The sequence below is a fragment of the Streptomyces sp. NBC_00310 genome, assembly GCF_036208085.1.
GTDB lineage: Bacteria > Actinomycetota > Actinomycetes > Streptomycetales > Streptomycetaceae > Streptomyces.
In genome coordinates, this window is sequence record NZ_CP130714.1 from 8,254,233 (window position 1) to 8,280,854 (window position 26,622).

Genomic DNA, 26,622 nt, shown 5'->3' on the forward strand with positions numbered 1-26,622 from the left:
CTTCTCATGGGAGACGTCGATCCGCCGCCGGAACAGACCTTTTCGTGACCTCGGGAGGGACGTGCTTCACGCGATCACCAGAACCGCCCGGGAGGCTAGGCCCCGAGCACCCGGCGCAAGTAGTCGTTCTGGAACCGCCGTTCGGGGTCGAGCCGGTCACGCAGCGCGGTGAACTCCCCGAAGCGGGGGTAGACCTTGGCGAAGTAGTCCGTGTCCCGCGTGTGCACCTTGCCCCAGTGCGGCCGCCCCTCGTGCGCGGTGAAGATCCGCTCGGCGGCGGTGAAGTACGCCTGATAGGGCGTGCCCTTGAACATGTGCACGGCGATGTACGCGCTCTCGCGGCCGGAGGCGGTGGAGAGCGTGATGTCGTCGGCCGGCGCGGTGCGCACCTCGACGGGGAAGCTGACGCGCAGGTTCGAACGGTCGACCATCGCCTTGAGTTCACGCAGCGTGTCCGCCAGGGCCTCGCGCGGAACGGCGAACTCCATCTCCACGAAGCGCACTCGGCGCGGAGACGTGAAGACCTTGTAGGGGATGTCGGTGTAGGTCCGCGCGGACAGGGCGCGGCTGGAGATCTGCGCGATCGTCGGGATGGTGGCGGGGACCGCCTGGCCGACCCAGTTGGCCACCTGGAACACGCCGTTGGAGAGGAACTCGTCCTCGAACCAGCTGTTCAGCTGCGGTACGGGCTTCTCGGGACCAGCGCTGCGGTTGTTGCGCTTGGTGTTGGTGTTGCCGGTGTGCGGGAACCAGTAGAACTCGAAGTGCTCGTTCTCGGCGTGCAGTTCGTCGAACTCGGCCACCACCCTCTCGAACGACATCGGTTCCTCGCGCGCCGTGAGCAGGAAGATCGGCTCCACGGCGAAGGTGATCGCGGTGACGATGCCGAGGGCGCCGATGCCGACGCGGGCCGCCGCGAAGACGTCGGGGTTCTCGGTCGCGGAACAGGTGAGGATCGAGCCGTCGGCGGTGACCAGTTCGAGCCCCCGGATCTGGGCGGCGATCGAGGCCGAGTCGCGGCCGGTGCCGTGGGTGCCGGTGCTCGTCGCGCCGGAGACCGTCTGCTCCATGATGTCGCCCATGTTCGTGAGCGACAGCCCCTCACGCGCGAGAGCCATGTTGAGCCTCTTGAGCGGGGTGCCGGCGGCGACCGTGACCGTCATGGCCTCACGGTCGATCTTGCGTATGCCCGTCAACAGTTGAGGGCGGATCAACACGCCGTCGGTCGCGGCGGCGGCCGTGAAGGAGTGGCCCGTGCCGACCGCCTTCACCCGGAGGTCGTCCTCGGCGGCCTGCCGTACGGCAGCGGCGAGTTCCTCCACGGTGGCAGGGGTGACCTCCCGTACGGGCCGGGCGGTGACGTTCCCCGCCCAGTTACGCCACGTGCCGCTCTTCCCGATCACTGTGGTGCTCATGGGGCCCTCCCCGCCTTGGAGCCGGCCTGCGCAGCCGGCGGTACCCGAGAAAACCGACCGCGACCGCGACGGCTCCGGACGCCGCCGGAACCACGTACCCCGCCTCCGCCCCGGCAGCGTCGATCACCCAGCCGGACACGGAGGAGCCGAGCGCCACCCCGACCGCGAGCCCGGTGCCCACCCAGGTCATGCCCTCGGTCAGTTGCGTGCGTGGTACGTGCTCTTCGATCAAGGACATCGTCGTGATCATCGTGGGTGCGATGGACAGGCCCGCGACGAAGAGCGCCACGGCCAGAAACGGCAAGTTTCCGACCAGTAGGAGGGGGATCATACTCACGGCCATGCCGCACACGCCCAGCAGCCATCGACGTTCCGGCGCCCCGGCGAAGCGCAACAACCCGAAGACGATGCCCGCCGCGCACGAACCGGCCGCGTAGAGGGCCAGGACGACGCTCGCGGCGGCCTTGTGGCCCCGCTCCTCGGCGAAGGCCACGGTGACCACGTCGACGGCCCCGAAGATCGCCCCGGTCGCCACGAAGGTGGCCACCAGGACCTGCAGTCCGGCCGAGCGCAGCGCCGAACGGCCCTTGTCGTGCCGTTCGCGCGGATGCGGCGCCGGTTCGGTGGCGCGCTGGGCTGTCAGCCAGAAGACGCCGACGGCGAGGAAGCAGGCGGCGAGCAGCGGCCCGGCCTCCGGGAACCACGCCGTGGACAGCCCGATGGAGATGATCGGCCCGAAGATGAAGCAGACCTCGTCGACGACCGACTCGAAGGAGTACGCGGTGTGCAGCTGTGGGGTGTCCCGGTACAGGGCCGCCCAGCGCGCCCGGGTCATCGCCCCGAGGCTCGGTACGCAGCCGATGCCCGCCGAGCAGACGTACAGCACCCGGTCCGGCCAGCCGTAGTGCGCGGCGAACAACAGCCCCGCCGACGCGGCCAGGGCGACGAGGGTCGCCGGGCGCAGTACCCGTCGCTGCCCGTACTGGTCCACCAGGCGCGAGATCTGCGGGCCGAGCACGGCGGCGGAGAGCGCGATGGTTGCCGAGAGCGCGCCGGCCAGGCCGTACCGGCCGGTGAGCTGGGAGATCATCGTGACCACGCCGATGCCCATCATGGACAGCGGCATCCGGCCGAGGAAGCCCGCGGCGGTGAAGCCCTTGGTGCCGGGGGCGGCGAACAGGGCGGTGTAGGGGCTGGGCACGGGGTCTCCGGTCGGCCGGTAAACGGAGGAACGAGTTCCTCGTAAGGTGCGAACTCAGTCGATACAGCTTACGGCTGAGGTCACCCTTAGTCATCCTGGGGCGTGGGCCGGGATCCCGGCTGTCGGCGCCGGGTGGCAGGATCGGAGGCATGCCACACGCGCACGACGCCACCCCCTACGACGCCCTGCTCCTGCTCTCGTTCGGCGGCCCGGAGGGCCCGGACGACGTGGTCCCGTTCCTGGAGAACGTGACGCGGGGGCGCGGCATCCCCAAGGAACGCCTCAAGGAAGTCGGGCAGCACTACTTCCTGTTCGGCGGGGTCAGCCCCATCAACGACCAGAACCGCGCCCTGCTCGACGCCCTCCGCAAGGACTTCGCCGAGCACGGCCTGGACCTGCCGGTCTACTGGGGCAACCGCAACTGGGCGCCCTACCTGACCGACACCCTGCGCGAGATGGTCGCCGACGGCCGCCGCCGCATCCTGGTCCTCGCCACCAGCGCGTACGCCTCGTACTCGGGCTGCCGCCAGTACCGCGAGAACCTCGCCGCCTCGCTCGCCGCCCTGGAGGCCGAGGGCCTGGAGCCGCCGAGGGTCGACAAGATCCGGCACTACTTCAACCATCCGGGCTTCCTGGAGCCCATGATCGACGGCGTCCTGGAGTCCCTGGCCGACCTCTCCGAGGACGTCCGCGACGGCGCGCACCTCGCCTTCTGCACGCACTCCATCCCGATCGCCTCGGCGGACACCTCCGGCCCGGCCGAGGACCACGGGGACGGCGGCGCGTACGTCGCGGAGCACCTGGACGTCGCGAAGCTCATCGCCGACGCCGTGCGCGAGCGGACCGGTGTCGAGCACCCCTGGCAGCTCGTCTACCAGTCCCGCTCCGGTGCCCCGCACATCCCGTGGCTGGAGCCGGACATCTGCGACCACCTGGAGGAGCGGCACGCGGCCGGGGTCCCGGCCGTCGTGATGGCGCCCATCGGTTTCGTCTCGGACCACATGGAGGTCCTGTACGACCTCGACACCGAGGCCATGGCCAAGGGCGAGGAGCTGGGGCTGCCGGTCCGCCGCTCGGCCACCGTGGGCGCCGACCCCCGCTTCGCCGCCGCGATCCGCGACCTCGTCCTGGAGCGCGCCGCGACCGAGCTGGGCCGGGACGTCACCCCCTGCGCCCTCGGCGCGCTCGGCGCGAGCCACCACCTGTGCCCGGTCGGCTGCTGCCCGGCCCGCGCACCGCAGCCCGCCGCCGCGGGCGCCGACAGCCCGTACGCGTGAGGAGCACCGTGACCGACCAGTCAGAGCGTCCGGACGGCCTGAGGGCCGAACTGCTGGAGATCGCCCTGGACGCCGCCCACCGGGCGGGGGCCTTCCTGCGTGACGGACGGCCCGAGGATCTCGGTGTGGCCGCCACCAAGTCCAGCGCGGTCGACGTCGTCACCGAGATGGACATCGCCTCCGAGAAGCTGATCACCGGCCTGCTGGCCGAGCGCAGGCCGTACGACGGCGTGCTCGGCGAAGAGGGTGCCAGCGTCGAGGGCACCAGCGGCGTCCAGTGGGTGATCGACCCCATCGACGGCACCGTCAACTACCTGTACGGACTTCCGAGTTGGGCCGTGTCCATCGCGGCACGGGTGGACGGCGAGACCGTCGTCGGCGTGGTCCACGCCCCGGTGCGCGGCGAGACCTTCCGCGCCGTCCTCGGCGAGGGCGCGTACCTCAACGACCGCCCCGCGCGCGTGCGGCCCGCCCCCGCCCTGGAGCTGGCCCTCGTCGGCACCGGCTTCGGCTACCGCGCCGAGCGCCGGGCCAGGCAGGCCGACGTGCTGCGCGAGCTGATCCCCCACGTCCGGGACATCCGGCGCGGTGGCTCGGCCGCGATCGACCTGTGCGACGTGGCCGTGGGCCGCCTGGACGCGTACTACGAGCGCGGCCTGAACGCCTGGGACTACGCGGCGGGCGACCTCATCGCCCGGGAGGCGGGCGCCCTGACCGGTGGCCGCCCCTCAGAGCCCCTCTCACCCGACCTGACCATCGCGGCCCCACCCGTCCTCTTCGAGGCCCTCCAGAGCCGCCTGGACGAGCTGGGTGCCTGGCACGACTGACGGTCCTGGCGGACGGCGACGAACGCAACGGGACCCCGGCCTGGATCTGCCGGGGTCCCGTTGTCGTGCGGTACGGGCTGTCGATCAGACGCTGTACGCGCCGACCTCCACACCGTGATCGGCGGCGAGGCGGCGCAGGTCGTCGAGTTCGCCCTGCTCCACCTCGACGAGGAAGTCGTCGCCCTCGTCGCGAGCCCTGGTCAGGTCGGACTCGGTCGCCCTTATGCGCTGCAGAAGTCCTGCGGTGAATGCGTCCATGCTGCGCCCCCTCGTCCTGGGTCGTGGGTCGTTGGCACGGGGGTGTGCCGTTCGGAAGGGGCGATCACGTCTCCTGTGGATGCCCAGCGCTGCCCTGGCCGGGCGGCGACGGTGCCGGACACCCACGCCCGCTCTGCGGAGAAGCGGAGCGCCGCATACCGCATGGTGGTGCGGCACAAGCAGAGCGTGATCGCGGGGTGTAAAGCCGTCCTCCCCCCGGTCTCTCGGACGGAAACCTCAACCGGACGAAAAAGTCCCGCATTCCCGGCCGACCGCCTTCGGCCTTCCTGTCCAGGGGTCGTCTTACAGCCGACTTACGGCCGAAAAAGGCAGGATGGAGGTCACACACCCACGAACACCCTGCCCGTGCGCGCCTGTGACGCGCTACGCGGGTGGACACAGGAAGGACAAGCGACGTGCGCGTACTCGTCGTCGAGGACGAGCAACTGCTCGCCGATGCGGTGGCCACCGGACTGCGCCGGGAGGCCATGGCCGTCGACGTCGTGTACGACGGTGCGGCGGCCCTGGAACGCATCGGCGTCAACGACTACGACGTGGTCGTCCTCGACCGCGACCTCCCCCTCGTCCACGGCGACGACGTCTGCCGCAAGCTCGTCGAGCTGGGCCTGCCCACGCGCGTGCTGATGCTCACCGCGTCCGGCGACGTCAGTGACCGCGTCGAGGGCCTGGAGATCGGCGCCGACGACTATCTGCCCAAGCCGTTCGCCTTCAGCGAGCTCATCGCGCGCGTACGGGCCCTCGGCCGGCGTACCAGCGTGCCGCTGCCGCCCGTTCTGGAACGCGCCGGCATCAAGCTCGACCCCAACCGCCGTGAGGTCTTCCGCGACGGCAAGGAGGTCCAGCTCGCGCCCAAGGAGTTCGCGGTCCTGGAGGTGCTGATGCGCAGCGAGGGCGCCGTCGTCTCGGCGGAGCAGCTCCTGGAGAAGGCCTGGGACGAGAACACCGACCCGTTCACCAACGTCGTGCGCGTGACGGTCATGACGCTGCGCCGCAAGCTCGGCGAACCCCCGGTCATCGTCACCGTGCCCGGCTCCGGCTACCGGATCTGATCCGCCGTGGCCACGACCCCCGCGCCGCCCCAGACGCCCCCGAAACCCACCTGGGACCCCCGGCGGGCGCAGAACCCGTTCCCGTGGCTGCGCCCGACCATCCGGATACGGCTCACGCTGCTGTACGGCGGCATGTTCCTGATCGCCGGGATCCTGTTGCTGTCGATCATCTACTTGTTGGCCGCCCAGGCCGTGAGCACCGGAAACACACCGGTGTTCAAGATCGAGGGCGGTACGAACATCAGCGTCTCCAGCAACAAGTGCCCCGCAGTGGACGCCGACACGGCCCCGACCAATCTGCAGCTGCCCGACTTCAACGCGGCGATCGCGGCCTGCATCGACGACCAGCGGCAGGTCGCCCTGGACACCCTGCTCAGCCGCTCCCTGCTGGCCCTGCTCGGGCTCGCCGTGATCGCGTTCGCCTTCGGCTACGCGATGGCGGGCCGGGTGCTCGCGCCGCTCGGCCGGATCACCCGTACCGCGCGCGCGGTGGCCGGCTCGGACCTGTCCCGCCGTATCGAGCTGGACGGTCCGGACGACGAGCTGAAGGAGCTGGCGGACACCTTCGACGAGATGCTGGAGCGGCTCCAGCGGGCCTTCTCGGCGCAGCAACGGTTCGTCGGGAACGCCTCGCACGAGCTGAGAACACCGCTCGCGATCAACCGCACGCTCCTCGAAGTGCACCTCTCCGATCCGAACGCGCCGGCCGAGCTGCAACAACTGGGCAAGACGCTGCTGGCCACCAACGAGCGCAGCGAGCAGCTCGTCGAGGGGCTGTTGCTGCTCGCCCGCAGCGACAACCAGATCGTCGAGCGCAAGCCCGTGGACCTCGCCGAGGTCGCCTCCCAGGCCATCGACCAGGTGCGCTCCGAGGCGGACGCCAGGAACGTGGAGATCCGCGGGGAGCGGGCCCCCGCGGTCGTCCAGGGCAACGGCGTCCTGCTGGAGCGGATCGCCCTGAACCTCGTCCAGAACGCCGTCCGGTACAACGTGCAGGGTGGGGGTGGTTGGGTGGAGGTCACGACGGAGCTCCAGCACGGGCAGGCGGTGCTGGTGGTCACGAACACCGGGCCCGTGGTCCCGGCGTACGAGATCGACAACCTTTTCGAGCCGTTCCGGCGGCTGCGTACGGAGCGCACGGGCAGCGACAAGGGCGTGGGCCTCGGCCTGTCGATCGTCCGGTCCGTGGCCCGCGCGCACGGCGGCCACATCGCCGCCCGACCACGTGAGGGAGGCGGACTCGTGATGCGGGTGACCCTGCCCGTCTGAGAAAATGACCCCCGGTTCCGGGACGTGTTCGCTTTGCGCGGAATTTCCTGGGCACCAGATCGAAACGGTCGTGCACGACCAATGTGTGATCGATCACATGGGCGAATTTCCAGCCATCTACCGAGCGTGATCATGTGTCCGTCGGAAAGCCGGGAAAATCCGGGTTTTCGGGGGTTGAGATCACGGGAAGTACATGCTGAGGCGCCTTTGTATGCAGCCTCTGGACCGTGTACGGTCCCGTTCGCCATCCAAGCCGATCACTCTTGAGGGGTCCGGTTGGGTGTCGATTGAGTAACAGACCTTGATGTGAGGCAAAATCTCCGCCTCAGGTCGGGCACAAGTCCGGCCTCTCACGCGTTACGTGCGCTGGAGACACCGCAGACACCCAGAGGGGGAGAGCGCGACATGGCAACGGATTACGACACCCCACGCAAGACCGACGACGACGTCGACTCGGACAGCCTGGAAGAGCTCAAGGCTCGCCGGAACGACAAGTCGACGTCCGCCGTGGACGTAGATGAGTTCGAGGCTGCAGAAGGCCTGGAACTGCCCGGGGCCGACCTCTCGAACGAGGAGCTGGCCGTCCGGGTACTGCCCAAGCAGCAGGACGAGTTCACTTGCATGAGCTGCTTCCTGGTGCACCACCGCAGCCAGCTGGCCCGCGAGAAGAACGGTCAGCCGATCTGCCGCGACTGCGACTGAGGCAGGGTCGGCCGTGACTGGCTCGACCCCTCCTTGGAAGCGCCGCTCCCGCAAGGGGGCGGACCGGGAGCCGCACGACGGCTCCGACGGCGTGCGTGACGACGAGCGGGGCTCCTCCGGCAAGGGAGCGGCCTCGCTCGAACGTGCGTCCGTCACGGCGTCGGGGGAGGCCACGGATGAGCAGGGACGCCTGCCCGTACCGGTGGAGACTCCGGCGCCGGTCGCCCGACGACGTACGGCCGTCGTCCGGGACGGACTGAAACAGGGCCTCAAGGTCGGGGCCCTCAAGAGCGGTGACCGGGCCAGAGCGGGGCTCGCGTACATCACCGAGCGGATCATCGAGATCGCCCCGCGGATCCCCGTGCGCGACCTCGCGACCCTGCGCGCCCAGTTCCCTGGACTGGGGCCCGAGCAGATCGCCGACAAGCTCGTCGCGGGGGCCGCCAACGCGACCTCCACGGTGGGCGCGGGCGTCGGGGCCGCCGCGATGCTGCCGGCGCCGCCCGCCATGCCCGCGGAACTGGCCGCCGAGATCACCGGGGTCGCCGCGGTCGAGCTGAAGCTCATCGCCGAGCTCCACGAGGTGTACGGGGCGCGGCCACCGGGAAATCTGCGACAGCGCAGCACCGCCTATCTGGACTCCTGGTCCGGTGAGCGCGGGATCGACGTGACCAAGCCGTCGACGATCAATTCGGCGCTCGGCGGGCAGCTGAAGAGGCAGTTGCGGCAGCAGATCATGAAACGCATGGTGCGGAATCTGCCGAACCTGATGCCGTTCCTGGTCGGGGCCGCGGTCGGGGCGGTCATGAACCGCCGGGACACCAAGCACCTCGCGGAGCGGATCCGTAAGGACCTGCGGCGTCATCAGGTGCCGTGGGAGGCGCTGCCGGAACTGCCGCCGCTGGAGAAGCCGGTGGATCCCCTGACGGTGGGGGAGTTGCCGAAGGAACTCGGCGGAGGCTGAGCGGGAGGTGCCGGGCGCACCTGGTTCCCGGGCAGGCGCGCCCGAGTTCGGCACCGCTCGGAATGCGCCGTCCTGGCTGATCGCCGATGCGGCGCGAGGAAAATTCTCGGCCGTAAGAGTTCGGCGAGAAAACAGCGTCGCCATCGCCGCGGAAAATCAGCGTCGCCGCCGAGCCGTTCCGCCGTCGCCGCGACGAACGGAACCTTCTCGGGCGGCCGGGCCGTCTCGCCGTCGGTGAGCGTCGCGTCGCGTCACGCCACCGTCTTCGCCGCTTCCACTGCCGCCACCAGGCGCTCCGGCTCCCTCGTCGACAGGTACACGTACGGGGTCGGGTCGGCCGGGTCGACGATCGGGATGCGCAGAGCCGTGGGGACGTAGGCGCGCAGGAGCATGAAGGCGTGCGGATTGGCCTTGTGGGTGCGCCAGGCCTGGGCCTCCTCGCGGTCCAGGATCTCCGGCTCGCCCAGGGCGCTCACCGGGATCTTCGCCTCGCCCGCGATCAGCGAGTCGCCGACGACGCGGATGCGGACCGAGCCGTAGGAGCTGGTGACGACCGCCGCGACCGCGGTGCCGCCGGCGAGGCCGCCCAGCAGGGGGAGCGTGCCGAACGGCAGCAGGATGAGGGCCATCGAGACGCCGACCAGGAAGCAGACGAGCCACCAGGTGCGGGGAGCGGTGAGGCGTTCTTCGTACGGCGAGGCGGAGAGCTGCATGGCGACAAGCTTGGCATGGGGACCCTCCGGCCCCGGAAATAGGGGCGTCCGAGGGGAAACCCTGCCCGTAGGGACGATGGCCGGACGCTGACGGACGGGTAAGGTCTGCGGCTGTGAGAGGTACTTCCGCGGCCCTGCGGCCCCCGGCGGACGCCACGGCGCCCGTACGGCATCCCGAGGCACCCGCTCCGGGTGAGTTGCTCGGCGCGCACTACGGGCAGTGTTTCGGCTGTGGTGACGAGCAGCCCCACGGGCTCCACCTGGAGGCGAGGGCCGGTGAGGGCGTCACCCTCACCGCCGAGTTCACCGTGCGGCCCGCGCACCAGGGGGCCCCGGGCCTCGCCCACGGCGGGGTCCTGGCCAGTGCTCTCGACGAGACCCTCGGCTCCCTCAACTGGCTGCTGCGCACCATCGCGGTGACCGGACGGCTGGAGACCGACTTTCTGCGCCCCGTCCCCGTCGGCACCGTGCTGCACCTGCGGGCCGAGGTGACGGCGGTGGCCGGGCGGAAGATCTTCGCGACCGCCGAGGGACGTATCGGTGACCCCGACGGCCCCTTGGCCGTCCGCGCCGACGCGCTCTTCGTCGAGGTCAAGGTCGACCACTTCATCGACCACGGCCGCGAGGCGGAGATCCAGGCGGCCATGAACGACCCGGACCAGGTCCGGCGGGCCCGTGCCTTCGAGGTGAACCCGTGAGCGGCGGCCGTACCCCTCTCGACGTCCTGATCCGGCGCGTCGACCCCGACGTGCCGCTGCCGGACTACGCGCAGCCCGGCGACGCGGGCGCCGATCTGCGCACCACGGAGAGCCGGGAACTGAAGCCCGGCGAACGGGCCGTACTTCCCACGGGAGTGTCCATCGCGCTCCCCGAGGGGTACGCGGCCTTCGTGCACCCACGGTCCGGTCTCGCCGCCCGCTGCGGCGTCGCCCTGGTGAATGCCCCGGGGACGGTTGATGCCGGGTACCGTGGGGAGATCAAGGTGATCGTGGTGAATCTCGACCCGCATGAAGCCGTGCGGTTCGAGCGCTTCGACCGGATTGCCCAACTGGTCGTCCAGCAGGTCGAGAAGGTGCGCTTCCGGGAGGTGGCGGAGCTTCCCGACTCGGCGCGGGCCGAGGGGGGCTTCGGGTCCACCGGCGGTCATGCCGCCGTGGGCGGACCATGGGTGGCAACGGGTGGGAATCGATACGCTTCGGCCGTATCCGACCGGGAAGGACAGTGACGTGTTCGGACGTCGCAAGAAGAAGGGTTCCGCTGAGGACGCGGCGGACGCGGCGAGCGAGGCCGAGCAGGTCGACGGCGTTGCCGGGGAAGCCGACGCCGAGGCGGACGAGGCCGAGCGGGAGCGCGTGCGGCTCGAGCCCGAGCCCCGGCCCGACGGGCCGTGGGACAGCTCCGAGGTGCGCGAGCCCGGCGAGGGCCGGGTGGACCTCGGCGGCATCTTCGTGCCCGGAGTCGACGGCATGGAGCTGCGGGTCGAGGTGGCCGGCGACGCGATCGTCGCGGCGACCGTCGTGCTCCGCGACAGCGCGGTCCAGCTGCAGGCCTTCGCCGCACCCAAGCGCGAGGGCATCTGGGGCGAGGTCCGTGAGGAGATCGCCTCCGGCATCACCCAGCAGGGCGGTGTCATCGACGAGGTCGAGGGTCCGCTGGGCTGGGAGCTCCGCGCGCAGGTGCCGGTGCAGCTGCCGGACGGCACGGGTGGCTTCCAGGTGGTCCGGTTCGTCGGCGTGGACGGGCCCCGCTGGTTCCTGCGCGGGGTGATCTCCGGCCGGGGCGCGGTGGAGCCGCAGACCGCCGGGCTGCTGGAGCAGATCTTCCGGGACACGGTCGTCGTCCGCGGCGAGGGCCCCATGGCTCCGCGCGACCCGATCGTCCTGAAGCTGCCGAACGACGCGCAGATGGTCCCCGAGGGGGTCCAGCAGGAGGACCAGGCCGGTTCCCGCTTCTCCGGCGGCATGGGGCAGCTCCAGCGCGGACCGGAGATCACCGAGGTCCGCTGACGCTCCCGGGGGCTGGTCGTGCAGCTCCCGCGCCCCTGACAGGGTCGCATGTACATGGGCCGTACCCCTCGGGGTGCGGCCCTTCGTCATGTTCGCTCTTTGCCCACAGGGCGCGTCAGGGTTGCGTCAAAGAGCGGCTCCGGCCCGTCTTCCGTCCCCTTCGCCGTGATGGTTGGCCGTAGGGTCGACGCTGCGTAGGCGGCGGTCACGGGAAGACAATGGGGCCATGGGACGCGGAAAGCTTCGGATCTACCTCGGTGCGGCACCGGGCGTCGGCAAGACGTACGCGATGCTGTCCGAAGCGCACCGCCGGGTCGAACGCGGCACCGACTGCGTGGTGGCCGTCGTGGAGCACCACGGCCGGCCGCGCACCGAGGTGATGCTGCACGGTCTGGAGCAGGTCCCGCGCCGGGAACTGGCCTACCGGGACGCGGTCTTCACCGAGACGGACGTGGACGCCGTCCTCGCCCGTCGGCCCCGGGTGGCCCTCGTGGACGAGCTGGCCCACACCAATGTGCCCGGCTCCCGCAACGACAAGCGCTGGCAGGACGTCGAGGAACTGCTCGCGGCCGGCATCGACGTGATCTCGACCGTCAACATCCAGCACCTGGAGTCGCTCGGTGACGTCGTCGAGTCGATAACGGGCGTACGGCAGCGGGAGACCGTCCCCGACGAGGTGGTGCGGCGGGCGGATCAGATAGAGCTGGTCGACATGTCGCCGCAGGCGCTGCGCCGGCGGATGGCGCACGGCAACGTCTACCAGCCGGACAAGGTCGACGCGGCGCTGTCGAACTACTTCCGGCCCGGCAACCTGACCGCACTGCGGGAGCTGGCACTGCTGTGGGTGGCGGACCGGGTCGACGAGTACCTCAACGCGTACCGCAGCGAGCACCAGGTCTCCAGGATCTGGGGCTCGCGGGAGCGGATCGTGGTCGGGCTGACCGGCGGGCCCGAGGGCCGGACCCTGATCCGGCGGGCCGCCCGGCTCGCCGAGAAGGGCGCGGGCGGCGAGGTCATGGCCGTCTACATCGCCCGCAGCGACGGGCTGACCTCCGCCTCGCCCAAGGAACTCGCCGTCCAGCGCACCCTCGTCGAGGATCTGGGCGGCACCTTCCACCACGTCGTCGGCGACGACGTCCCCGCCGCGCTGCTGGCCTTCGCCCGCGGGGTCAACGCCACCCAGATCGTGCTCGGCGTCTCGCGGCGCAAGAGCTGGCAGTACGTGTTCGGGCCGGGCGTCGGCGCGACCGTCGCCCGGGACTCCGGTCCCGACCTGGACGTCCACCTGATCACCCACGCCGAGGCGGGCAAGGGGCGTGGGCTGCCCGTCGCCCGGGGCGCGCGGCTGGGGCGGGCCCGGATGATCTGGGGCTGGCTGGTCGGGACGGCCGGGCCGGTGCTGCTGGCGCTGCTGCTGGCCGGCTTCGAGAGGGACCTGGGTCTCGCCAACGACATGCTGCTGTTCCTGTCGGTGACGGTGGCCGCGGCCCTGCTGGGCGGTCTGCTGCCCGCCCTGGCCGCCGCCGTGCTGGGCTCGCTGCTGCTCAACTGGTTCTTCACCCCGCCGGTGCACACCCTGACGGTCGACGACCCGACGAACATCGTCGCCATCGCGGTCTTCATAGGGGTCGCGGTGTCGGTGGCGTCCGTGGTGGACCTCGCGGCCCGGCGCACCCAACAGGCGGCCCGGCTGCGCGCCGAGTCGGAGATCCTCTCCTTCCTCGCGGGCAGCGTGCTGCGCGGGGAGACCAGCCTGGAGGCACTCCTCGAACGGGTCCGCGAGACCTTCGGGATGGAGTCGGTGGCCCTGCTGGAGCGCGAGAGCGATGTGGACCCGTGGACCTGCGCGGGCAGCGTGGGCCCCCGGCAGGTGGACCGTCCGGAGGCCGCGGACGTGGACATGCCGGTCGGCGACCACATGGCGCTCGCCCTCTCCGGGCGCGTCCTGCCCGCCGAGGACCGTCGGGTGCTGGCCGCGTTCGCCGCCCAGGCCGCCGTCGTACTGGACCGCAGGCGGCTGAAGCAGGAGGCCGACCGGGCCAAGGAGCTGGCCGAGGGCAACCGCATCCGCACCGCGCTGCTCGCCGCCGTCAGCCACGACCTGCGCACCCCGCTGGCGGGCATCAAGGCCGCCGTGTCGTCGCTGCGCTCCGACGACGTGGCCTGGTCGGAGGAGGACGAGGCCGAACTGCTCGAAGGGATCGAGGAGGGCGCCGACCGGCTCGACCACCTCGTGGGCAACCTCCTCGACATGTCCCGCCTGCAGACCGGCACGGTCACCACGCTGATCCGCGAGATCGACCTCGACGAGGTGGTGCCGATGGCCCTCGGCGGCGTCCCCGAGGGCAGCGTCGGACTGGAGATCCCCGAGAGCCTGCCCATGGTCGCCGTCGACCCCGGACTGCTGGAGCGCGCGGTCGCCAACATCGTCGAGAACGCCGTCAAGTACAGCCCGCCCGGCACGACCGGCCCGCCCGTCCTGGTCTCCGCCAGCGCCCTCGGCGGCCGTGTCGAGGTCCGGGTCACCGACCGGGGCCCCGGAGTCCCCGACGACGCCAGGGAGCGCATCTTCGAGCCCTTCCAGCGACACGGCGACGCCCCGCGCGGGGCCGGTGTGGGGCTGGGGCTCGCGGTCGCCCGAGGCTTCGCCGAGGCCATGGGCGGCACACTCGACGCCGAGGACACCCCCGGCGGAGGCCTCACCATGGTGCTCACGGTGCGCGCCGCACCGAACGGCTCAGGGCCCGCCACGGCTCCGTCGGCGGGCACGGGTCCCTCGGCGGGCACGGGTCCCACGGCGGGCGTCGTCGCGTCGGCGGGCACGGCTCCCTCGGCGGGCACGGGTCCTTCGGCGGGCACGGGCCCCTCGGCGGGTGAGGCTGCGTCGGCAGACACACACCCGTCGGCAGGCGGCGCCGCCGGGGCGGGGGGCGTGGTCCCGTCGGTCGGCACGGCCACATCGGCAGAGAGGCGAACGACATGACCCGGGTGCTCGTGGTCGACGACGAGCCGCAGATCGTGCGGGCGCTCGTGATCAACCTGAAGGCCCGCGCGTACGAGGTCGACGCGGCCCACGACGGCGCGACCGCCCTCGAACTCGCCGCCACCCGCCACCCCGACGTCGTCGTCCTCGACCTGGGGCTGCCCGACATGGACGGCGTCGAGGTGATCAGGGGCCTGCGCGGCTGGACCCGGGTCCCGATCCTCGTCCTGTCGGCCCGGCACTCCTCCGACGAGAAGGTCGAGGCCCTCGACGCGGGCGCCGACGACTACGTCACCAAGCCCTTCGGCATGGACGAGCTGCTCGCCCGGCTGCGCGCCGCCGTCCGGCGGGCCGAGCCCCTCGGGAGCGACGAGGGCGACGTGATCGTGGAGACCGACGACTTCACCGTGGACCTGGCCGCGAAGAAGGTGAACCGGGACGGCCGGGACGTCCGGCTGACCCCCACGGAGTGGCACCTCCTGGAGGTCCTCGTGCGCAACACCGGGCGCCTGGTCAGCCAGAAGCAGCTGCTCCAGGAGGTCTGGGGGCCGTCGTACGGGACGGAGACCAACTACCTCCGGGTCTACATGGCCCAGCTGCGCCGCAAGCTGGAGGGCGATCCGTCGCGGCCGAGGCACTTCGTCACCGAGGCGGGGATGGGGTACCGCTTCGAGAAGTGAGCGGAGCCCGACGTACGGGGGTGCAGGACTGTCGGCGACCCCCGGTACGCTTTTGTCATGAGTGCTGCCCCTCGTTCCGAGAAGCCGGCCGGCCGGTTCCGGCGCATGCTCGACCGGCTCTCCTCGTCCCAGCAGGACCTGGAGTCGGAGGAGCTGCGCGAGGACGCGGACACCGCCGGCTGCACGCGCATATGTGACTGCCACGACCGACAGATAGTGACGGTTACTGGTACCTTGCGCACGGTCACGCTGCGCCCCCGGGCCGGTGTCCCGGCCCTGGAGGCCGAGCTGTTCGACGGTTCGGCCGCCCTGGACGTGGTGTGGCTGGGCAGACGCTCCATCATCGGGATAGAGCCGGGGCGCAAGCTGATCGCATCCGGCCGGGTCTCCATGAGCCGGGGCCGTAGGGTGCTGTTCAATCCGAAGTACGAACTCAGACCGCTCGGACGGGAGTAGCCGGTGACGTCGCTCGACAAGCCGACGGAAGACGCCCAGCGCGGCGTCCAGGACGCCGAAGGCGGACAGGACGGCTCGCAGGACTCCAGGGCGGTGACGGAGGCCGCGCTGTTCGAGGCGTTCGGTGGCGTGCGCGGCATGGTCGAGACCGTGCTCCCGGGCCTGCTCTTCGTCTCCATCTTCACGATCAACAAGGACCTGCACTCGGCGGCCCTCGCGGCCCTCGGTGTCTCCGTCCTGCTGGTCGTGGTGCGCCTCGTCATGAAGGACACCGTCAAGCACGCCTTCAGCGGTGTCTTCGGGGTCGCCTTCGGTGTGGTCTTCGCGATGATGACCGGCAACGCCAAGGACTTCTATCTGCCGGGCATGCTGTACACGCTGGGCCTCGGGCTCGCGTACATCTTCACGACGCTGGCCGGCGTGCCGCTGATCGGTCTGATGCTCGGGCCGGTCTTCAAGGAGAACCTGTCCTGGCGGACCCGGAACCCCGGCCGCAAGAAGGCGTACTCCAAGGCGAGTTACGCCTGGGGCGCGATTCTGCTCGCCAAGTGCGCGATCCTCTTCCCGCTCTACTGGTGGGCCGACACCACACAGCTGGGCTGGGTGCTCATCGCCCTGAAGATCCCGCCGTTCCTGCTGGCCGTATGGCTGACCTGGATCTTCCTCGCGAAGGCCCCCGCTCCGATCGACGTGTTCGCGGAGATGGAGGCGGAGGAGCGCGCGGAGGAGGAGCGGAAGGCCGCGGTGCGCGGTGCCGACCAGGCACCCTGAGCCGGTGACGAAGGAAGGGGCGCCCGGAAACCTCCGGGCGCCCCTTCCTCGTATCGGTCGTCGCGTCAGCTCGTCGCTTCCTCGCGGCGGACCGACAGGAGATCCTCCAGCTGTTCCTCGCGGGCCTGGGCGGCCACGAAGAGGAGCTCGTCGCCCGCCTCCAGGGAGTCGTCCGGGGTGGGGGTGAGGACCCGGGTGCCCCGGATGATGGTGACCAGGGAGGTGTCCTCCGGCCACTCGACCTCGCCGACCTGAGTGCCGGCCAGGGCCGACTCGGGCGGCAGGGTCAGCTCGACCAGGTTCGCGTCACCGTGGCTGAAGCGGAGCAGCCGGACCAGGTCGCCGACGCTGACGGCCTCCTCGACCAGGGCCGACATCAGACGAGGGGTCGACACGGCCACGTCCACGCCCCAGGACTCGTTGAAGAGCCACTCGTTCTTGGGGTTGTTGACGCGGGCGACGACGCGCGGGACGCCGTACTCCGTCTTCGCCAGCAGGGAGACGACCAGGTTGACCTTGTCGTCGCCGGTCGCGGCGATGACGACGTTGCAGCGCTGGAGCGCCGCCTCGTCCAGGGACGTGATCTCGCAGGCGTCGGCCAGCAGCCACTCCGCCTGCGGGACGCGCTCGACCGAGATGGCGGTCGGTGCCTTGTCGATGAGAAGGATCTCGTGGCCGTTCTCCAGCAGTTCGCCCGCGATCGAGCGGCCGACCGCTCCGGCTCCGGCAATGGCGACCCTCATCAGTGACCGCCCTCCTCGTCGGGGCCTTCGGCGAAGGACGCCTCGACCTTCTCCACGTCGTCCGTCCGCATCATCACGTGCACGAGGTCGCCCTCCTGCAGGACGGTCTGCGAGGTCGGCAGGATCGCCTCGCCCAGGCGGGTGAGGAAGGCGACGCGGACGCCGGTCTCCTCCTGCATCTTGCTGATCTTGTGGCCCACCCAGGCCGACGAGGCGTGCACCTCGGCGAGTTGGACGCCGCCGGTGGGGTCACGCCACAGCGGCTCGGCACCGGAGGGCAGCAGCCGGCGGAGCATCTGGTCGGCGGTCCAGCGGACCGTGGCGACCGTCGGGATGCCCAGCCGCTGGTAGACCTCGGCGCGGCGGGGGTCGTAGATCCGTGCCGCCACGTTCTCGATGCCGAACATCTCGCGGGCGACGCGGGCGGCGATGATGTTCGAGTTGTCGCCGCTGGAGACGGCGGCGAACGCGCCCGCCTCCTCGATCCCCGCCTCGCGCAGGGTGTCGCGGTCGAAGCCGATGCCGGTGACGCGACGGCCGCCGAATCCCGAGCCCAGACGACGGAAGGCCGTGGGGTCCCGGTCGATCACGGCGACCGTGTGCCCCTGTTGCTCCAGGGTCTGGGCGAGGGTGGAACCCACTCGCCCGCAGCCCATGATGACGATGTGCACGACCGTCCTTCCGGTGTCAATAGCTACTGTTCAGCCGAAACGTCGAAAACAGGGTCTCAGACCGTCGCCCAAGCTACACACGCACGGTCCACCGGGGGCACCCCCGTGCACCTTCCGGTCACATCGTGGGACCTCGTCGGCTGATCCGGCGGACACTGATCTTCGTCAGGACGCCGAGTCCGACGAGGGAGGCGAGAGCGCCGATCAGTTCCGCGGTCGCGGCCTGCATGGAGCCTCCAGAGAGTGAGGTGGACGGGATTCGTCATATAGACGTGAGGACGCCGCCCATCAGACCGGAGGATGCGTGACGTGACGCACTTCGCAGTCGCCGCGGGACTGATTTCACCCCGGGGCCCGCCGGGATTTCACCCGGATGTGCCCAGAACCAGTCGGGGCGCTTACGATCCTCTGCGTGTCCAAACTGACCGACGTGCCCAAACGGATCCTGATCGGGCGCGCCCTGCGCAGCGACCGGCTGGGCGAAACGCTCCTGCCGAAGCGCATCGCACTCCCCGTCTTCGCCTCCGACCCGCTCTCGTCCGTGGCGTACGCACCCGGAGAGGTGCTGCTGGTCCTCTCCATCACGGGCGTGTCGGCCTACCACTTCAGTCCCTGGATCGCCGTCGCGGTCGTCGTGCTGATGTTCACGGTGGTGGCCTCCTACCGCCAGAACGTGCACGCGTACCCGAGCGGCGGCGGCGACTACGAGGTGGCGAACACCAACCTCGGCCCCAGGGCCGGTCTCACCGTCGCCAGCGCGCTCCTCGTCGACTACGTCCTCACCGTCGCCGTGTCCATCTCCTCCGGTGTGGAGAACCTCGGCTCGGCCGTCCCCTTCTTCGTCGAGCACAAGGTGCTGTGCGCGATCGGCATCATCGTGCTGCTCACGCTGATGAACCTGCGCGGGGTGAAGGAGTCCGGGAAGCTCTTCGCGATCCCGACGTACGTCTTCGTCGTCGGCGTCTTCGTGATGATCGCCTGGGGCGCGTTCCGCGGGCTGGTCCTCGACGAGAGCATGAACGCACCCACCTCGGGCCTGGAGATCAAGGCCGAGCACGAGGGCCTCGCCGGCTTCGCGCTCGTCTTCCTGCTACTGCGGGCCTTCTCCTCCGGCTGCGCCGCCCTCACCGGCGTCGAGGCCATCTCCAACGGTGTCCCGGCCTTCCGCAAGCCCAAGTCGAAGAACGCGGCCACCACGCTCGCCGCGATGGGCCTGCTCGCCGTCACCATGTTCTGCGGCATCATCGGCCTGGCGATGGCCACCAACGTACGGATGGCCGAGAACCCGGCGGACGACCTGCTGCGCGACGGCACCCCGGTCGGCGACTCCTACGTCCAGAACCCGGTGATCTCCCAGGTCGCCGCTGCCGTCTTCGGTGACGGCACCTTCTTCTTCGTCGTGCTGGCCGCCGCCACCGCCCTCGTGCTGTTCCTGGCCGCCAACACCGCCTACAACGGCTTCCCGTTGCTCGGCTCGATCCTCGCCCAGGACCGCTACCTCCCGCGCCAGCTGCACACCCGGGGCGACCGCCTCGCCTTCTCCAACGGCATCGTGCTCCTCGCGGGCGCCGCCGTGCTCCTGGTGTGGATCTACGGCGCCGACTCCACGCGTCTGATCCAGCTGTACATCGTCGGGGTCTTCGTCTCCTTCACGCTCAGCCAGACGGGCATGGTCCGGCACTGGAACCGCCATCTGCGCACCGAGAAGGACCAGGCCAAGCGGCGCCACATGGTCCGCTCCCGTGCGATCAACACCTTCGGCGCCTTCTTCACCGGGCTCGTCCTGATCGTCGTCCTCGTCACCAAGTTCACGCACGGCGCCTGGGTCGCCCTGCTCGGCATGGTGATCTTCTACGCGACGATGACGGCCATCCGGAAGCACTACGACCGGGTCGCCGCGGAGATCGCCGCGCCGGACGGCCCGAGCGACGACGTCGTACGGCCGTCCAGGGTCCACTCGGTGGTGCTGATCTCCAGGATCCACCGCCCCACCCTGCGGGCCCTCGCCTACGCCAAGCTGATGCGTTCCCACACCCTGGAGGCGCTCAGCGTCAACGTCGACGCGGCCGAGACCAGGGCGCTCCAGGAGGAGTGGACCCGGCGCGGCATCGACGTACCGCTGAAGGTCCTCGACTCGCCGTACCGCGAGGTCACCCGGCCGGTCATCGAGTACGTCAAGGGGCTGCGCAAGGAGTCCCCGCGCGACGCGGTGTCGGTGATCATCCCCGAGTACGTGGTCGGCCACTGGTACGAGCACCTGCTGCACAACCAGAGCGCACTCCGGCTCAAGGGCCGACTGCTCTTCACGCCGGGCGTCATGGTGACCTCGGTGCCCTACCAGCTGGAATCCTCCGAGGTCGCGAAGCGACGGGCGCGCAAGCGGCAGGAGTGGAGCGCGCCGGGGTCGGTGCGGCGTGGTCCGGCGCACGAGCGACCGAAGGAGTCGTCGAAGACGTCGTCGAAGGAATCCTCGGACAGCAAGGGCTGACGCTCGTGGTCAATGGCCGGACGGCACCCACGTAGACTGGTGGGCTGTTGTCCGGCTGTTCCGCTTTCCTCTCTTCTGGAGTCACCCCACCATGCAGGCAGAACCGAAGAAATCGCTGGTGGGAGAGGAGTACGAGGTCGAGGTCGGCCCCGTCGCCCACGGCGGCCACTGCATCGCGCGCACGTCCGAGGGCCAGGTCCTCTTCGTACGGCACGCGCTGCCCGGCGAGCGGGTCGTGGCGCGGGTGACCGACGGTGAGGAGGGGGCGCGCTTCCTGCGGGCGGACGCGGTCTCGATCCTGTCGGCCTCCAAGGACCGCGTCGAGGCCCCCTGCCCCTACGCCGGTCCCGGCCGCTGCGGCGGCTGCGACTGGCAGCACGCCAAGCCGGGCGCCCAGCGACGTTTCAAGGGCGAGGTCATCGCCGAGCAGCTGGAGCGGCTCGCGGGCCTCACCCCCGAGGAGGCGGGCTGGGACGGCACGGTGATGCCGGCCGAGGGCGACAAGCTGCCGGCGGGCGAGGTCCCGGCGTGGCGTACGCGGGTGCAGTACGCGGTGGACGACTCCGGACGGGCCGGGCTGCGCAAGCACCGCTCGCACGAGGTCGAGCCGATCGACCACTGCATGATCGCGGCGCCCGGGGTGAGCGAACTGGGCATCGAGAAGCGCGACTGGACCGGGATGGCGTCGATCGACGCGATCGCGGCGACGGGTTCGCAGGACCGTCAGGTGATCCTGGAGCCCCGGCCGGGCGCGCGTCTGCCGATCGTGGAGCTGGACAAGCCGGTGTCGGTCATGCGCGTCGAGGAGAAGGACGGCGGCGTCCACCGCGTCCATGGCCGCCCCTTCGTGCGTGAGCGCGCGGACGACCGTACGTACCGTGTCGGCAGCGGCGGCTTCTGGCAGGTCCACCCCAAGGCCGCCGACACCCTCGTCAAGGCCGTCATGCAGGGCCTGCTGCCCCGCAAGGGCGACATGGCGCTCGACCTCTACTGCGGGGTGGGGCTGTTCGCGGGCGCCCTCGCCGACCGCGTCGGCGACAAGGGTGCCGTCCTCGGCATCGAGTCCGGCAAGCGCGCCGTCGAGGACGCCCGCCACAACCTCGCCGACTTCGACCGCGTCCGGATCGAACAGGGCAAGGTCGACGCGGTGCTTCCGCGTACGGGGATCACGGAGGTCGACCTGATCGTCCTGGACCCGCCCCGCGCCGGCGCCGGCCGCAAGACCGTCCAGCACATGTCGTCCCTGGGCGCCCGCCGCATCGCCTACGTGGCCTGCGACCCGGCCGCTCTGGCGCGCGATCTCGGGTACTTCAAGGACGGCGGGTACCGGGTGCGGATGCTGCGGGCGTTCGATCTGTTTCCGATGACGCATCATGTGGAGTGCGTGGCGATTCTCGAGCCCGCTGCAAAGGGGCTCTGACCTGCAGTTTTCTTGGGTTGCTCAGGCGCGTCCGGGTGCGCTCGACGTGTTTCCCGAAATATACGATGTGGAACGTGTCCTGGTGCCGGGGAGCGAGTTTGACCTGCGGCTTCGTGGGCGTCTCGCGAGGTGATGGACGCGTTCTCCTCGGTCCATGGGGGTGTCTGGGTAACCGTCCTGACGCTCATTTGACGCTGTTTCCGACGGAACGTCAGGTGGGTGAGGCTGCGCCAGCGGGTGCGTGGGAAGGGTCGTGCATCAGAGCGTCATCAACGGTACGAGGTGCCGAGTTCGCGTGAGCCCCCCGCCTACGTCTCCGAGGAGCATCCGCACTCTTTCCCGCGTCGGGGCAGCCGACCGTCTCCTCGCCGGGACGGCCCCCACCCGCTGTAGGCCATGGGCGCGATCCACCGGCCGCCTCCATGGCGGCGGCCCGTCGCCGTCAGCTGACGAGAAGGAGGCCGGCGGGTCCTGGTCGGCGGCCCAGGAGGACAGGGACTGTGTCGCCGTAGGCGCGGAGCCATCCACGCGCCCTGCGGGGGCACGCCGCTGAAGGACCGAGCTTCCGAGGCCCCGTCAGCTCGAAGCGTGCCCTCTGTGGAGTGTGTCGGTCGTGCGGTCGCCAACGCGGGGGGAGGGAAGGGGGACTCGCACCACCTCGCGCCGTAACGCGTGCGCGATGGCGCGCGCTTCGATGCCGGCTTGACGAAGGACTCCCGTGAGTGGATTGGTGTATCCGGTGAAGTACAGGCGCGCGGCTTCGGGATGGGTCTGTGCCCCTACGGCGAGGGGTTGCCCGTCCTCGTTGAGTACGCCCAGGGACCCGACCAGGTCGTGCAGGTTGGGCCGGTACCCGGTGGCGATGATGACCGTGTCGGGTCGCAGTCGGGTGCCGTCGGCCAGTAACACGTCGGGGCCGTCGAAACCCTGGACGGCCGCGACCGGCTCCACCCGACCGGACTGGACGGCGTCGACGAAGCCGTGGTCGAGTACCGGGTTGACCCCTTCGCGGGCATTGCGGGTGTAGAGGCCGGTACGGGGCTGGGGCAGGCCCCGTGAGGTCAGGTCGGGCACCGCGAGGCGTTGCGTGAGCAGGGAGGTGCGGTCGCGCCACGCGAGCGGGAGGACCTCCGTCAGCCGGCCGGCCGCATGCCATCGGGCGCTGGAGCGGGGCAGGATGTTGGGTGGGGTACGGACTGCGATCCGTACCCGTTCGGCTCCTGCCCCGGCCAGGACACTCGCGATTTCGGTACCGCTGTTGCCGGCGCCGACCACCAGGACGTCCCGCCCGCGGTAGGGAGCGGGAGAGCGGTAGCGGGCCGAGTGCAGCAGCGTGCCGGTGAAGGTTGAACGCCCGGGCCAGTGGGGGACCTTCGGGGTATGGCAGCGGCCGGTGGCCACCACGACCGCACCGGTGGGCACCGGGCCGTCGGGGGTGTGGACCAGCCACTGTGCTGCTGAACCGGGCTCGGCCCGTTCGATGCGCTCCACCGGGGTGGTCACCCGGACGTCGAGTCGGTGATGGGCGACGTAACGCTCCAGGTATCGCACGTAGTCGTCCCGGCTCACCCACGGGCCTGCTTGGCGCGGCACCGACAGGCCGGGGAGGCTCGAGGTGCCGGGAGTAGTGTGCAGGCGTAGATGGTCGTAGCGCTGCGCCCAGCTCGCTCCCACCCGGTCCGATCGTTCCAGGATCACGGTCGGCACCCCGGAGCGGCGCAGCAGCGCGGCGGCCGCCAGGCCGTGGGGGCCCGCTCCGATCACGATCGTGGGAGCGCTGAGGTCTCGTTGTGGTGTCGGGGGCATCGCCTCCTACAACGGCAGACCGCGGCTCGGGTCACGCTCGACGGGGAGGCGCAAAGCCTGTGGAGTGGTGATGTCGGCTGCACAACGGAACAGCGGGTGGCTGCCGTTACACCGGAGGTACGGACTCGTTGGACACCGGTCAGCAGCGCGCCCCCTCGCGCGGCGGATCGGTCCGCCGAGGGCCGGACCGTCCGGAACATGCGGGCCGGGCGCGGCTGAGGGGTCATGAGCCTGGCAGGCCAGGGGACATGGGCCTGCGCGGCCTTGGCCTCTGCGGCGGGCTCCGGGTCGGCTCGCTCCTCCTGTCCGATCTTTCGAGGGGTTCATGTGCAGGCAGTGACGACGCGCCACCGGTCACATCGGCCGCGGCTGCGGATCAGCGGAGTCTGCAAGGCGTACGGAGGCAGGCAGGTCCTGCGCGATGTGGATCTCGACGTGTCTGCCGGGATGCTGGTGGGGGTCGTCGGCGAGAACGGCACGGGCAAGAGCACTCTGCTGCAGATCGCCGTGGGACACCTTGCGCCCGACCGCGGAACGGTGACAAGGACCGGGGCGGTCGGGTACTGCCCACAACAGGCTGTACTGAACGATGCGTTCACCGTCGGACAGCATCTGCGGTTGTTCCAGATGGCCTACCGGCTGCCGACGCTGGCGCGCGCCGGCGAGCTGATGGAGCTGCTGGCGCTGACCGGTTGCCGGCGTCGGCAGGTCGGCGAACTCAGTGGCGGAACGCGGCAGAAGCTGAACCTCCTGATCGCTCTCATGCACGAACCGCAGTTGCTGGTCCTGGACGAGCCCTACCAGGGTTTCGACTGGGACACTCATCAGCGGTTCTGGGCCCTGGCCGCCGATCTGCGTGATCAGGGCCGGTCGATCATCGTGGTTTCGCACCTGCTGCACGACCTGCACCACTTCGACGCGATCGCTCATCTGCGCCAGGGGCGTCTGCACTACGAGGAGACCGACCGTTGAGGCTCTCCTGGACGGCATTTACCGAACTGCTGCGCTGCACTCTTCGGGGCCACCTGCGCAACCGGCTGGCCCTGGTTCTGGCGGTTGCGTTCATCCCCATCTGGATTTTCGTGGCGCGCTTGTGCACCTCCGACCAAGTGGTGCGTATCCGGCTGGACGCCATCAGCGGCCACGTCTCCGCTCCGGCCAGCCAGGTGGGCCAGGTGGCCAGCGCGCTGGGCGCCATCACCATGGTCGCCGGCTTCATCGCCTTCACCGAGACCTTCCAATCGCGGGAGGTGGACCGCCGTCTGCTGCTGGCCGGGTACCCCCGGCTGCCGATGCTGCTGGCCAAACTCGCTGCCGTCGCCCTCACCACCGCCCTGCTGGCCCTCTACACCACGATCCTGCTGTGGATCTCCCTGCCCGTACGCCACACAGCACCCCTGGCGCTGGCCCTTGTGGGTGCCGGCCTCGCCTACGGCGGCATCGGCCTTCTGCTCGGTTCTCTGGTCCGCGGCGAGCTGGAGGGCTTCTTCCTCATCATCATGCTCAGCCTGGTCGACACCGGACTGCAGAACCCCGTGTTCAACACACTCATGGATGTGGCAGGCGTGGCCGCGCTTCCTCTGTACGGCGTGAACCAGCTGGCGCTGAGCTCAGCCCTCACCCCGCACATCCCCTGGTCCCACGGCCTGCTCTCCCTCACCTGGTCCGCAGCGACCGGCGCCCTTGCGCTGCTCGTCCTCCACACGCACCGCCCTTCCCGCTCCCCGTGGTTCCGCAGGACGAGAGCCCATGCAGGGTGATCACGGTGCGGATGGTCCTGCGGGACTCTGCTTGGCCCGAGGACTGTCCAATCAGCGGTGTGAGCAGGGTTGCCGGTGGCGGCGTCGGTGTCGCTTGGGCGGACTTGGGCCAGCAGGGAGTCGCAGAAGGAGCCCAGGGAGCGGTGCCTCGACGTCGACCAGCACGGTGCCGTAGGTGCAGTCCTTGCGGATCCCTCTGCCCCCGCAGCTCGGCGCCGAGGGGCACCAGGTGCAGGGGCACTCCCTCCCCGCGGCATTGACGCCCCGCCCCGGGCGGTGTGAGCCCGGGGCGGGGCGTCGGGCTGGTCAGCCAGGAGCCTTGTGGATCTTCCAGTCGGCGACGGTGGAGTTGCTGCGGTTGTAGTAGCCGTTGGTGCACACGTCGTACTTGCCGCCCGAGGCGGTGCTGTTGTGGTTGGTCTCCAGGAAGCCTCCGTTGTCGTCGTAGGTGTTGAACAGGTGGACGGTGTCGCCGACGCGGACGCTCTGGTCGAGAGGGCTGGAGGTCTGGGCGAAGATCCGCCAGCGGCCGGTGCCTTCCGCCCGGTCCCTGTCCTGGGAGGTGGAGACGTCGTACTTGCCGCCGGCGTTCTTCTGGTCGGTGGTGGCGTGGTTGTTGGTGTCGAGGAAGCCGCCGTCGCCGCCGTAGAGGTTGCGCAGGTAGATCAGGTCACCGGTGACGACCGCGGCGCCGGCGGCCTTCCCGGCGGCGGAGAGCACCTCCCAGGTGCCCGTGCCCGTGCCACGGTTGGGGGTGTCCGTGGTGGACACCTCGTACTTGGCCCCGCTGTTGCTGGCGTGGCCGTTGGTGTCGAGGTAGCCGCCCTGCCAGTTGTTGTAGCCGTTCTGCAGATGGATCCGGTCGCCGTACTTGAGCTCGTTCGACACGCGTGTCCCTTCACCTGCTGGAGATCCTGTCCCGCCTGGGCCACCGGGGCACCCATCCCCGCTGACCGTGCCGGGCGTTCAAGCCCTCGGCACCGCCCCAGGACAGCGCGGGCCGCCGCGCGGCGGTAGGCGACGGGGAGGCAGACCCGTCATTCCACGTTGACGCGTTTATCCAGCGGGCCAGTGTCACCGCACGGGACTGCCACGCGGGGCAAAAGCGGCGGAAACGGTTCCTCTGTAACCTGGAGGCCAGG

At 70.4% G+C, this 26,622-nt stretch carries 25 protein-coding genes; 17 read left to right on the forward strand and 8 right to left on the reverse strand.

The features are described from left to right. Nucleotides 1–95 precede the first annotated feature (95 nt). Together OG202_RS36090 and OG202_RS36095 are read right to left on the reverse strand one after the other, a co-directional pair. Nucleotides 96–1,415, reverse strand: coding sequence for a D-arabinono-1,4-lactone oxidase (locus tag OG202_RS36090; RefSeq protein WP_326576247.1), 1,320 nt, complete (start codon nt 1,413–1,415; stop codon nt 96–98). Next, nucleotides 1,375–2,616 carry an MFS transporter gene (locus OG202_RS36095; protein WP_326576245.1) on the reverse strand — a complete coding sequence of 414 codons (1,242 nt, stop codon included), beginning with the start codon at nt 2,614–2,616 and terminating at the stop codon, nt 1,375–1,377. Before OG202_RS36095 ends, OG202_RS36090 begins: the two co-directional genes overlap by 41 nt. Before the next feature lie 149 nt (nt 2,617–2,765). Here OG202_RS36095 and OG202_RS36100 point away from each other — a divergent pair, with 149 nt between their 5' ends. Both OG202_RS36100 and OG202_RS36105 read left to right on the forward strand, forming a co-directional pair. After that, on the forward strand, nt 2,766–3,893 hold the full coding sequence (locus OG202_RS36100; protein WP_327727513.1) for a ferrochelatase: 1,128 nt from the start codon (nt 2,766–2,768) through the stop codon (nt 3,891–3,893). Nucleotides 3,894–3,901: 8 nt separating this feature from the next. Then, on the forward strand, nt 3,902–4,720 hold the full coding sequence (locus OG202_RS36105; protein WP_327727512.1) for an inositol monophosphatase family protein: 819 nt from the start codon (nt 3,902–3,904) through the stop codon (nt 4,718–4,720). A gap of 84 nt (nt 4,721–4,804) precedes the next feature. On the opposite strand, the gene OG202_RS36110 is transcribed toward OG202_RS36105, so the two are convergent. Further along, on the reverse strand, nt 4,805–4,978 hold the full coding sequence (locus OG202_RS36110) for a hypothetical protein (protein ID WP_192829560.1): 174 nt from the start codon (nt 4,976–4,978) through the stop codon (nt 4,805–4,807). Nucleotides 4,979–5,394: 416 nt separating this feature from the next. Between OG202_RS36110 and OG202_RS36115 the strand changes: the two genes are divergently transcribed. The 4 genes from OG202_RS36115 to OG202_RS36130 all read left to right on the forward strand — a co-directional run bounded on the left by OG202_RS36115 (nt 5,395) and on the right by OG202_RS36130 (nt 8,983). After that, nucleotides 5,395–6,048 (forward strand): response regulator transcription factor, encoded by a 654-nt coding sequence (locus tag OG202_RS36115; protein ID WP_009340866.1) that lies wholly within the window; start codon nt 5,395–5,397, stop codon nt 6,046–6,048. 6 nt (nt 6,049–6,054) lie between these two features. Beyond that, complete coding sequence (locus tag OG202_RS36120; protein WP_326576232.1) at nt 6,055–7,317, forward strand: sensor histidine kinase; 1,263 nt, start codon at nt 6,055–6,057, stop codon at nt 7,315–7,317. 405 nt (nt 7,318–7,722) lie between these two features. Continuing rightward, entirely contained in the window at nt 7,723–8,019 is a 297-nt protein-coding gene (locus OG202_RS36125; protein WP_005481602.1) for a DUF4193 domain-containing protein, read from the forward strand. 13 nt (nt 8,020–8,032) lie between these two features. Continuing rightward, complete coding sequence (locus OG202_RS36130; RefSeq protein ID WP_326576142.1) at nt 8,033–8,983, forward strand: hypothetical protein; 951 nt, start codon at nt 8,033–8,035, stop codon at nt 8,981–8,983. Nucleotides 8,984–9,234: 251 nt separating this feature from the next. On the opposite strand, the gene OG202_RS36135 is transcribed toward OG202_RS36130, so the two are convergent. After that, complete coding sequence (locus OG202_RS36135; protein ID WP_326576140.1) at nt 9,235–9,696, reverse strand: DUF3093 domain-containing protein; 462 nt, start codon at nt 9,694–9,696, stop codon at nt 9,235–9,237. Nucleotides 9,697–9,809: 113 nt separating this feature from the next. On the opposite strand from OG202_RS36135, the gene OG202_RS36140 reads away from it, so the two are divergent. The 7 genes from OG202_RS36140 (at nt 9,810) to OG202_RS36170 (ending at nt 16,592) form a co-directional block, all read left to right on the forward strand. Continuing rightward, entirely contained in the window at nt 9,810–10,394 is a 585-nt protein-coding gene (locus OG202_RS36140; protein WP_326576138.1) for a PaaI family thioesterase, read from the forward strand. Beyond that, on the forward strand, nt 10,391–10,921 hold the full coding sequence (dut, locus tag OG202_RS36145; protein ID WP_326576136.1) for a dUTP diphosphatase: 531 nt from the start codon (nt 10,391–10,393) through the stop codon (nt 10,919–10,921). Before OG202_RS36140 ends, dut begins: the two co-directional genes overlap by 4 nt. Before the next feature lies 1 nt (nt 10,922). Then, nucleotides 10,923–11,702 carry a DUF3710 domain-containing protein gene (locus tag OG202_RS36150; RefSeq protein ID WP_326576134.1) on the forward strand — a complete coding sequence of 260 codons (780 nt, stop codon included), beginning with the start codon at nt 10,923–10,925 and terminating at the stop codon, nt 11,700–11,702. 226 nt (nt 11,703–11,928) lie between these two features. After that, nucleotides 11,929–14,685: a sensor histidine kinase KdpD gene (locus OG202_RS36155; protein ID WP_327727511.1), complete on the forward strand. Its 2,757-nt coding sequence runs from the start codon at nt 11,929–11,931 to the stop codon at nt 14,683–14,685. Continuing rightward, nucleotides 14,682–15,365 (forward strand): response regulator, encoded by a 684-nt coding sequence (locus tag OG202_RS36160; protein ID WP_327727510.1) that lies wholly within the window; start codon nt 14,682–14,684, stop codon nt 15,363–15,365. The genes OG202_RS36155 and OG202_RS36160 overlap by 4 nt, the downstream gene beginning before the upstream one ends. A 57-nt stretch (nt 15,366–15,422) precedes the next feature. Next, complete coding sequence (locus OG202_RS36165; protein WP_326576128.1) at nt 15,423–15,821, forward strand: OB-fold nucleic acid binding domain-containing protein; 399 nt, start codon at nt 15,423–15,425, stop codon at nt 15,819–15,821. Nucleotides 15,822–15,824: 3 nt separating this feature from the next. Further along, complete coding sequence (locus OG202_RS36170; protein ID WP_326576126.1) at nt 15,825–16,592, forward strand: DUF3159 domain-containing protein; 768 nt, start codon at nt 15,825–15,827, stop codon at nt 16,590–16,592. A gap of 65 nt (nt 16,593–16,657) precedes the next feature. On the opposite strand, the gene OG202_RS36175 is transcribed toward OG202_RS36170, so the two are convergent. Both OG202_RS36175 and OG202_RS36180 read right to left on the reverse strand, forming a co-directional pair. After that, nucleotides 16,658–17,335: a potassium channel family protein gene (locus OG202_RS36175; protein WP_326576124.1), complete on the reverse strand. Its 678-nt coding sequence runs from the start codon at nt 17,333–17,335 to the stop codon at nt 16,658–16,660. After that, nucleotides 17,335–18,006 carry a potassium channel family protein gene (locus tag OG202_RS36180; RefSeq protein WP_086796765.1) on the reverse strand — a complete coding sequence of 224 codons (672 nt, stop codon included), beginning with the start codon at nt 18,004–18,006 and terminating at the stop codon, nt 17,335–17,337. Before OG202_RS36180 ends, OG202_RS36175 begins: the two co-directional genes overlap by 1 nt. A 412-nt stretch (nt 18,007–18,418) precedes the next feature. Between OG202_RS36180 and OG202_RS36185 the strand changes: the two genes are divergently transcribed. Together OG202_RS36185 and OG202_RS36190 are read left to right on the forward strand one after the other, a co-directional pair. Continuing rightward, nucleotides 18,419–20,494, forward strand: coding sequence for an APC family permease (locus OG202_RS36185; protein WP_326576120.1), 2,076 nt, complete (start codon nt 18,419–18,421; stop codon nt 20,492–20,494). A gap of 91 nt (nt 20,495–20,585) precedes the next feature. Continuing rightward, entirely contained in the window at nt 20,586–21,914 is a 1,329-nt protein-coding gene (locus OG202_RS36190; protein ID WP_327727509.1) for a class I SAM-dependent RNA methyltransferase, read from the forward strand. A 576-nt stretch (nt 21,915–22,490) separates the two neighbouring features. Here the strand turns inward: OG202_RS36190 and OG202_RS36195 are convergent. Continuing rightward, nucleotides 22,491–23,720, reverse strand: coding sequence for a flavin-containing monooxygenase (locus OG202_RS36195; RefSeq protein WP_327727508.1), 1,230 nt, complete (start codon nt 23,718–23,720; stop codon nt 22,491–22,493). 414 nt (nt 23,721–24,134) lie between these two features. On the opposite strand from OG202_RS36195, the gene OG202_RS36200 reads away from it, so the two are divergent. After that, nucleotides 24,135–24,692 carry an ABC transporter ATP-binding protein gene (locus tag OG202_RS36200; RefSeq protein ID WP_327732103.1) on the forward strand — a complete coding sequence of 186 codons (558 nt, stop codon included), beginning with the start codon at nt 24,135–24,137 and terminating at the stop codon, nt 24,690–24,692. Next, nucleotides 24,689–25,480, forward strand: a complete 792-nt coding sequence (locus OG202_RS36205; RefSeq protein ID WP_327727507.1) for a hypothetical protein — start codon at nt 24,689–24,691, stop codon at nt 25,478–25,480. Before OG202_RS36200 ends, OG202_RS36205 begins: the two co-directional genes overlap by 4 nt. A gap of 306 nt (nt 25,481–25,786) precedes the next feature. On the opposite strand, the gene OG202_RS36210 is transcribed toward OG202_RS36205, so the two are convergent. Continuing rightward, nucleotides 25,787–26,368 (reverse strand): hypothetical protein, encoded by a 582-nt coding sequence (locus OG202_RS36210; RefSeq protein WP_327727506.1) that lies wholly within the window; start codon nt 26,366–26,368, stop codon nt 25,787–25,789. Nucleotides 26,369–26,622: the final 254 nt, after the last annotated feature.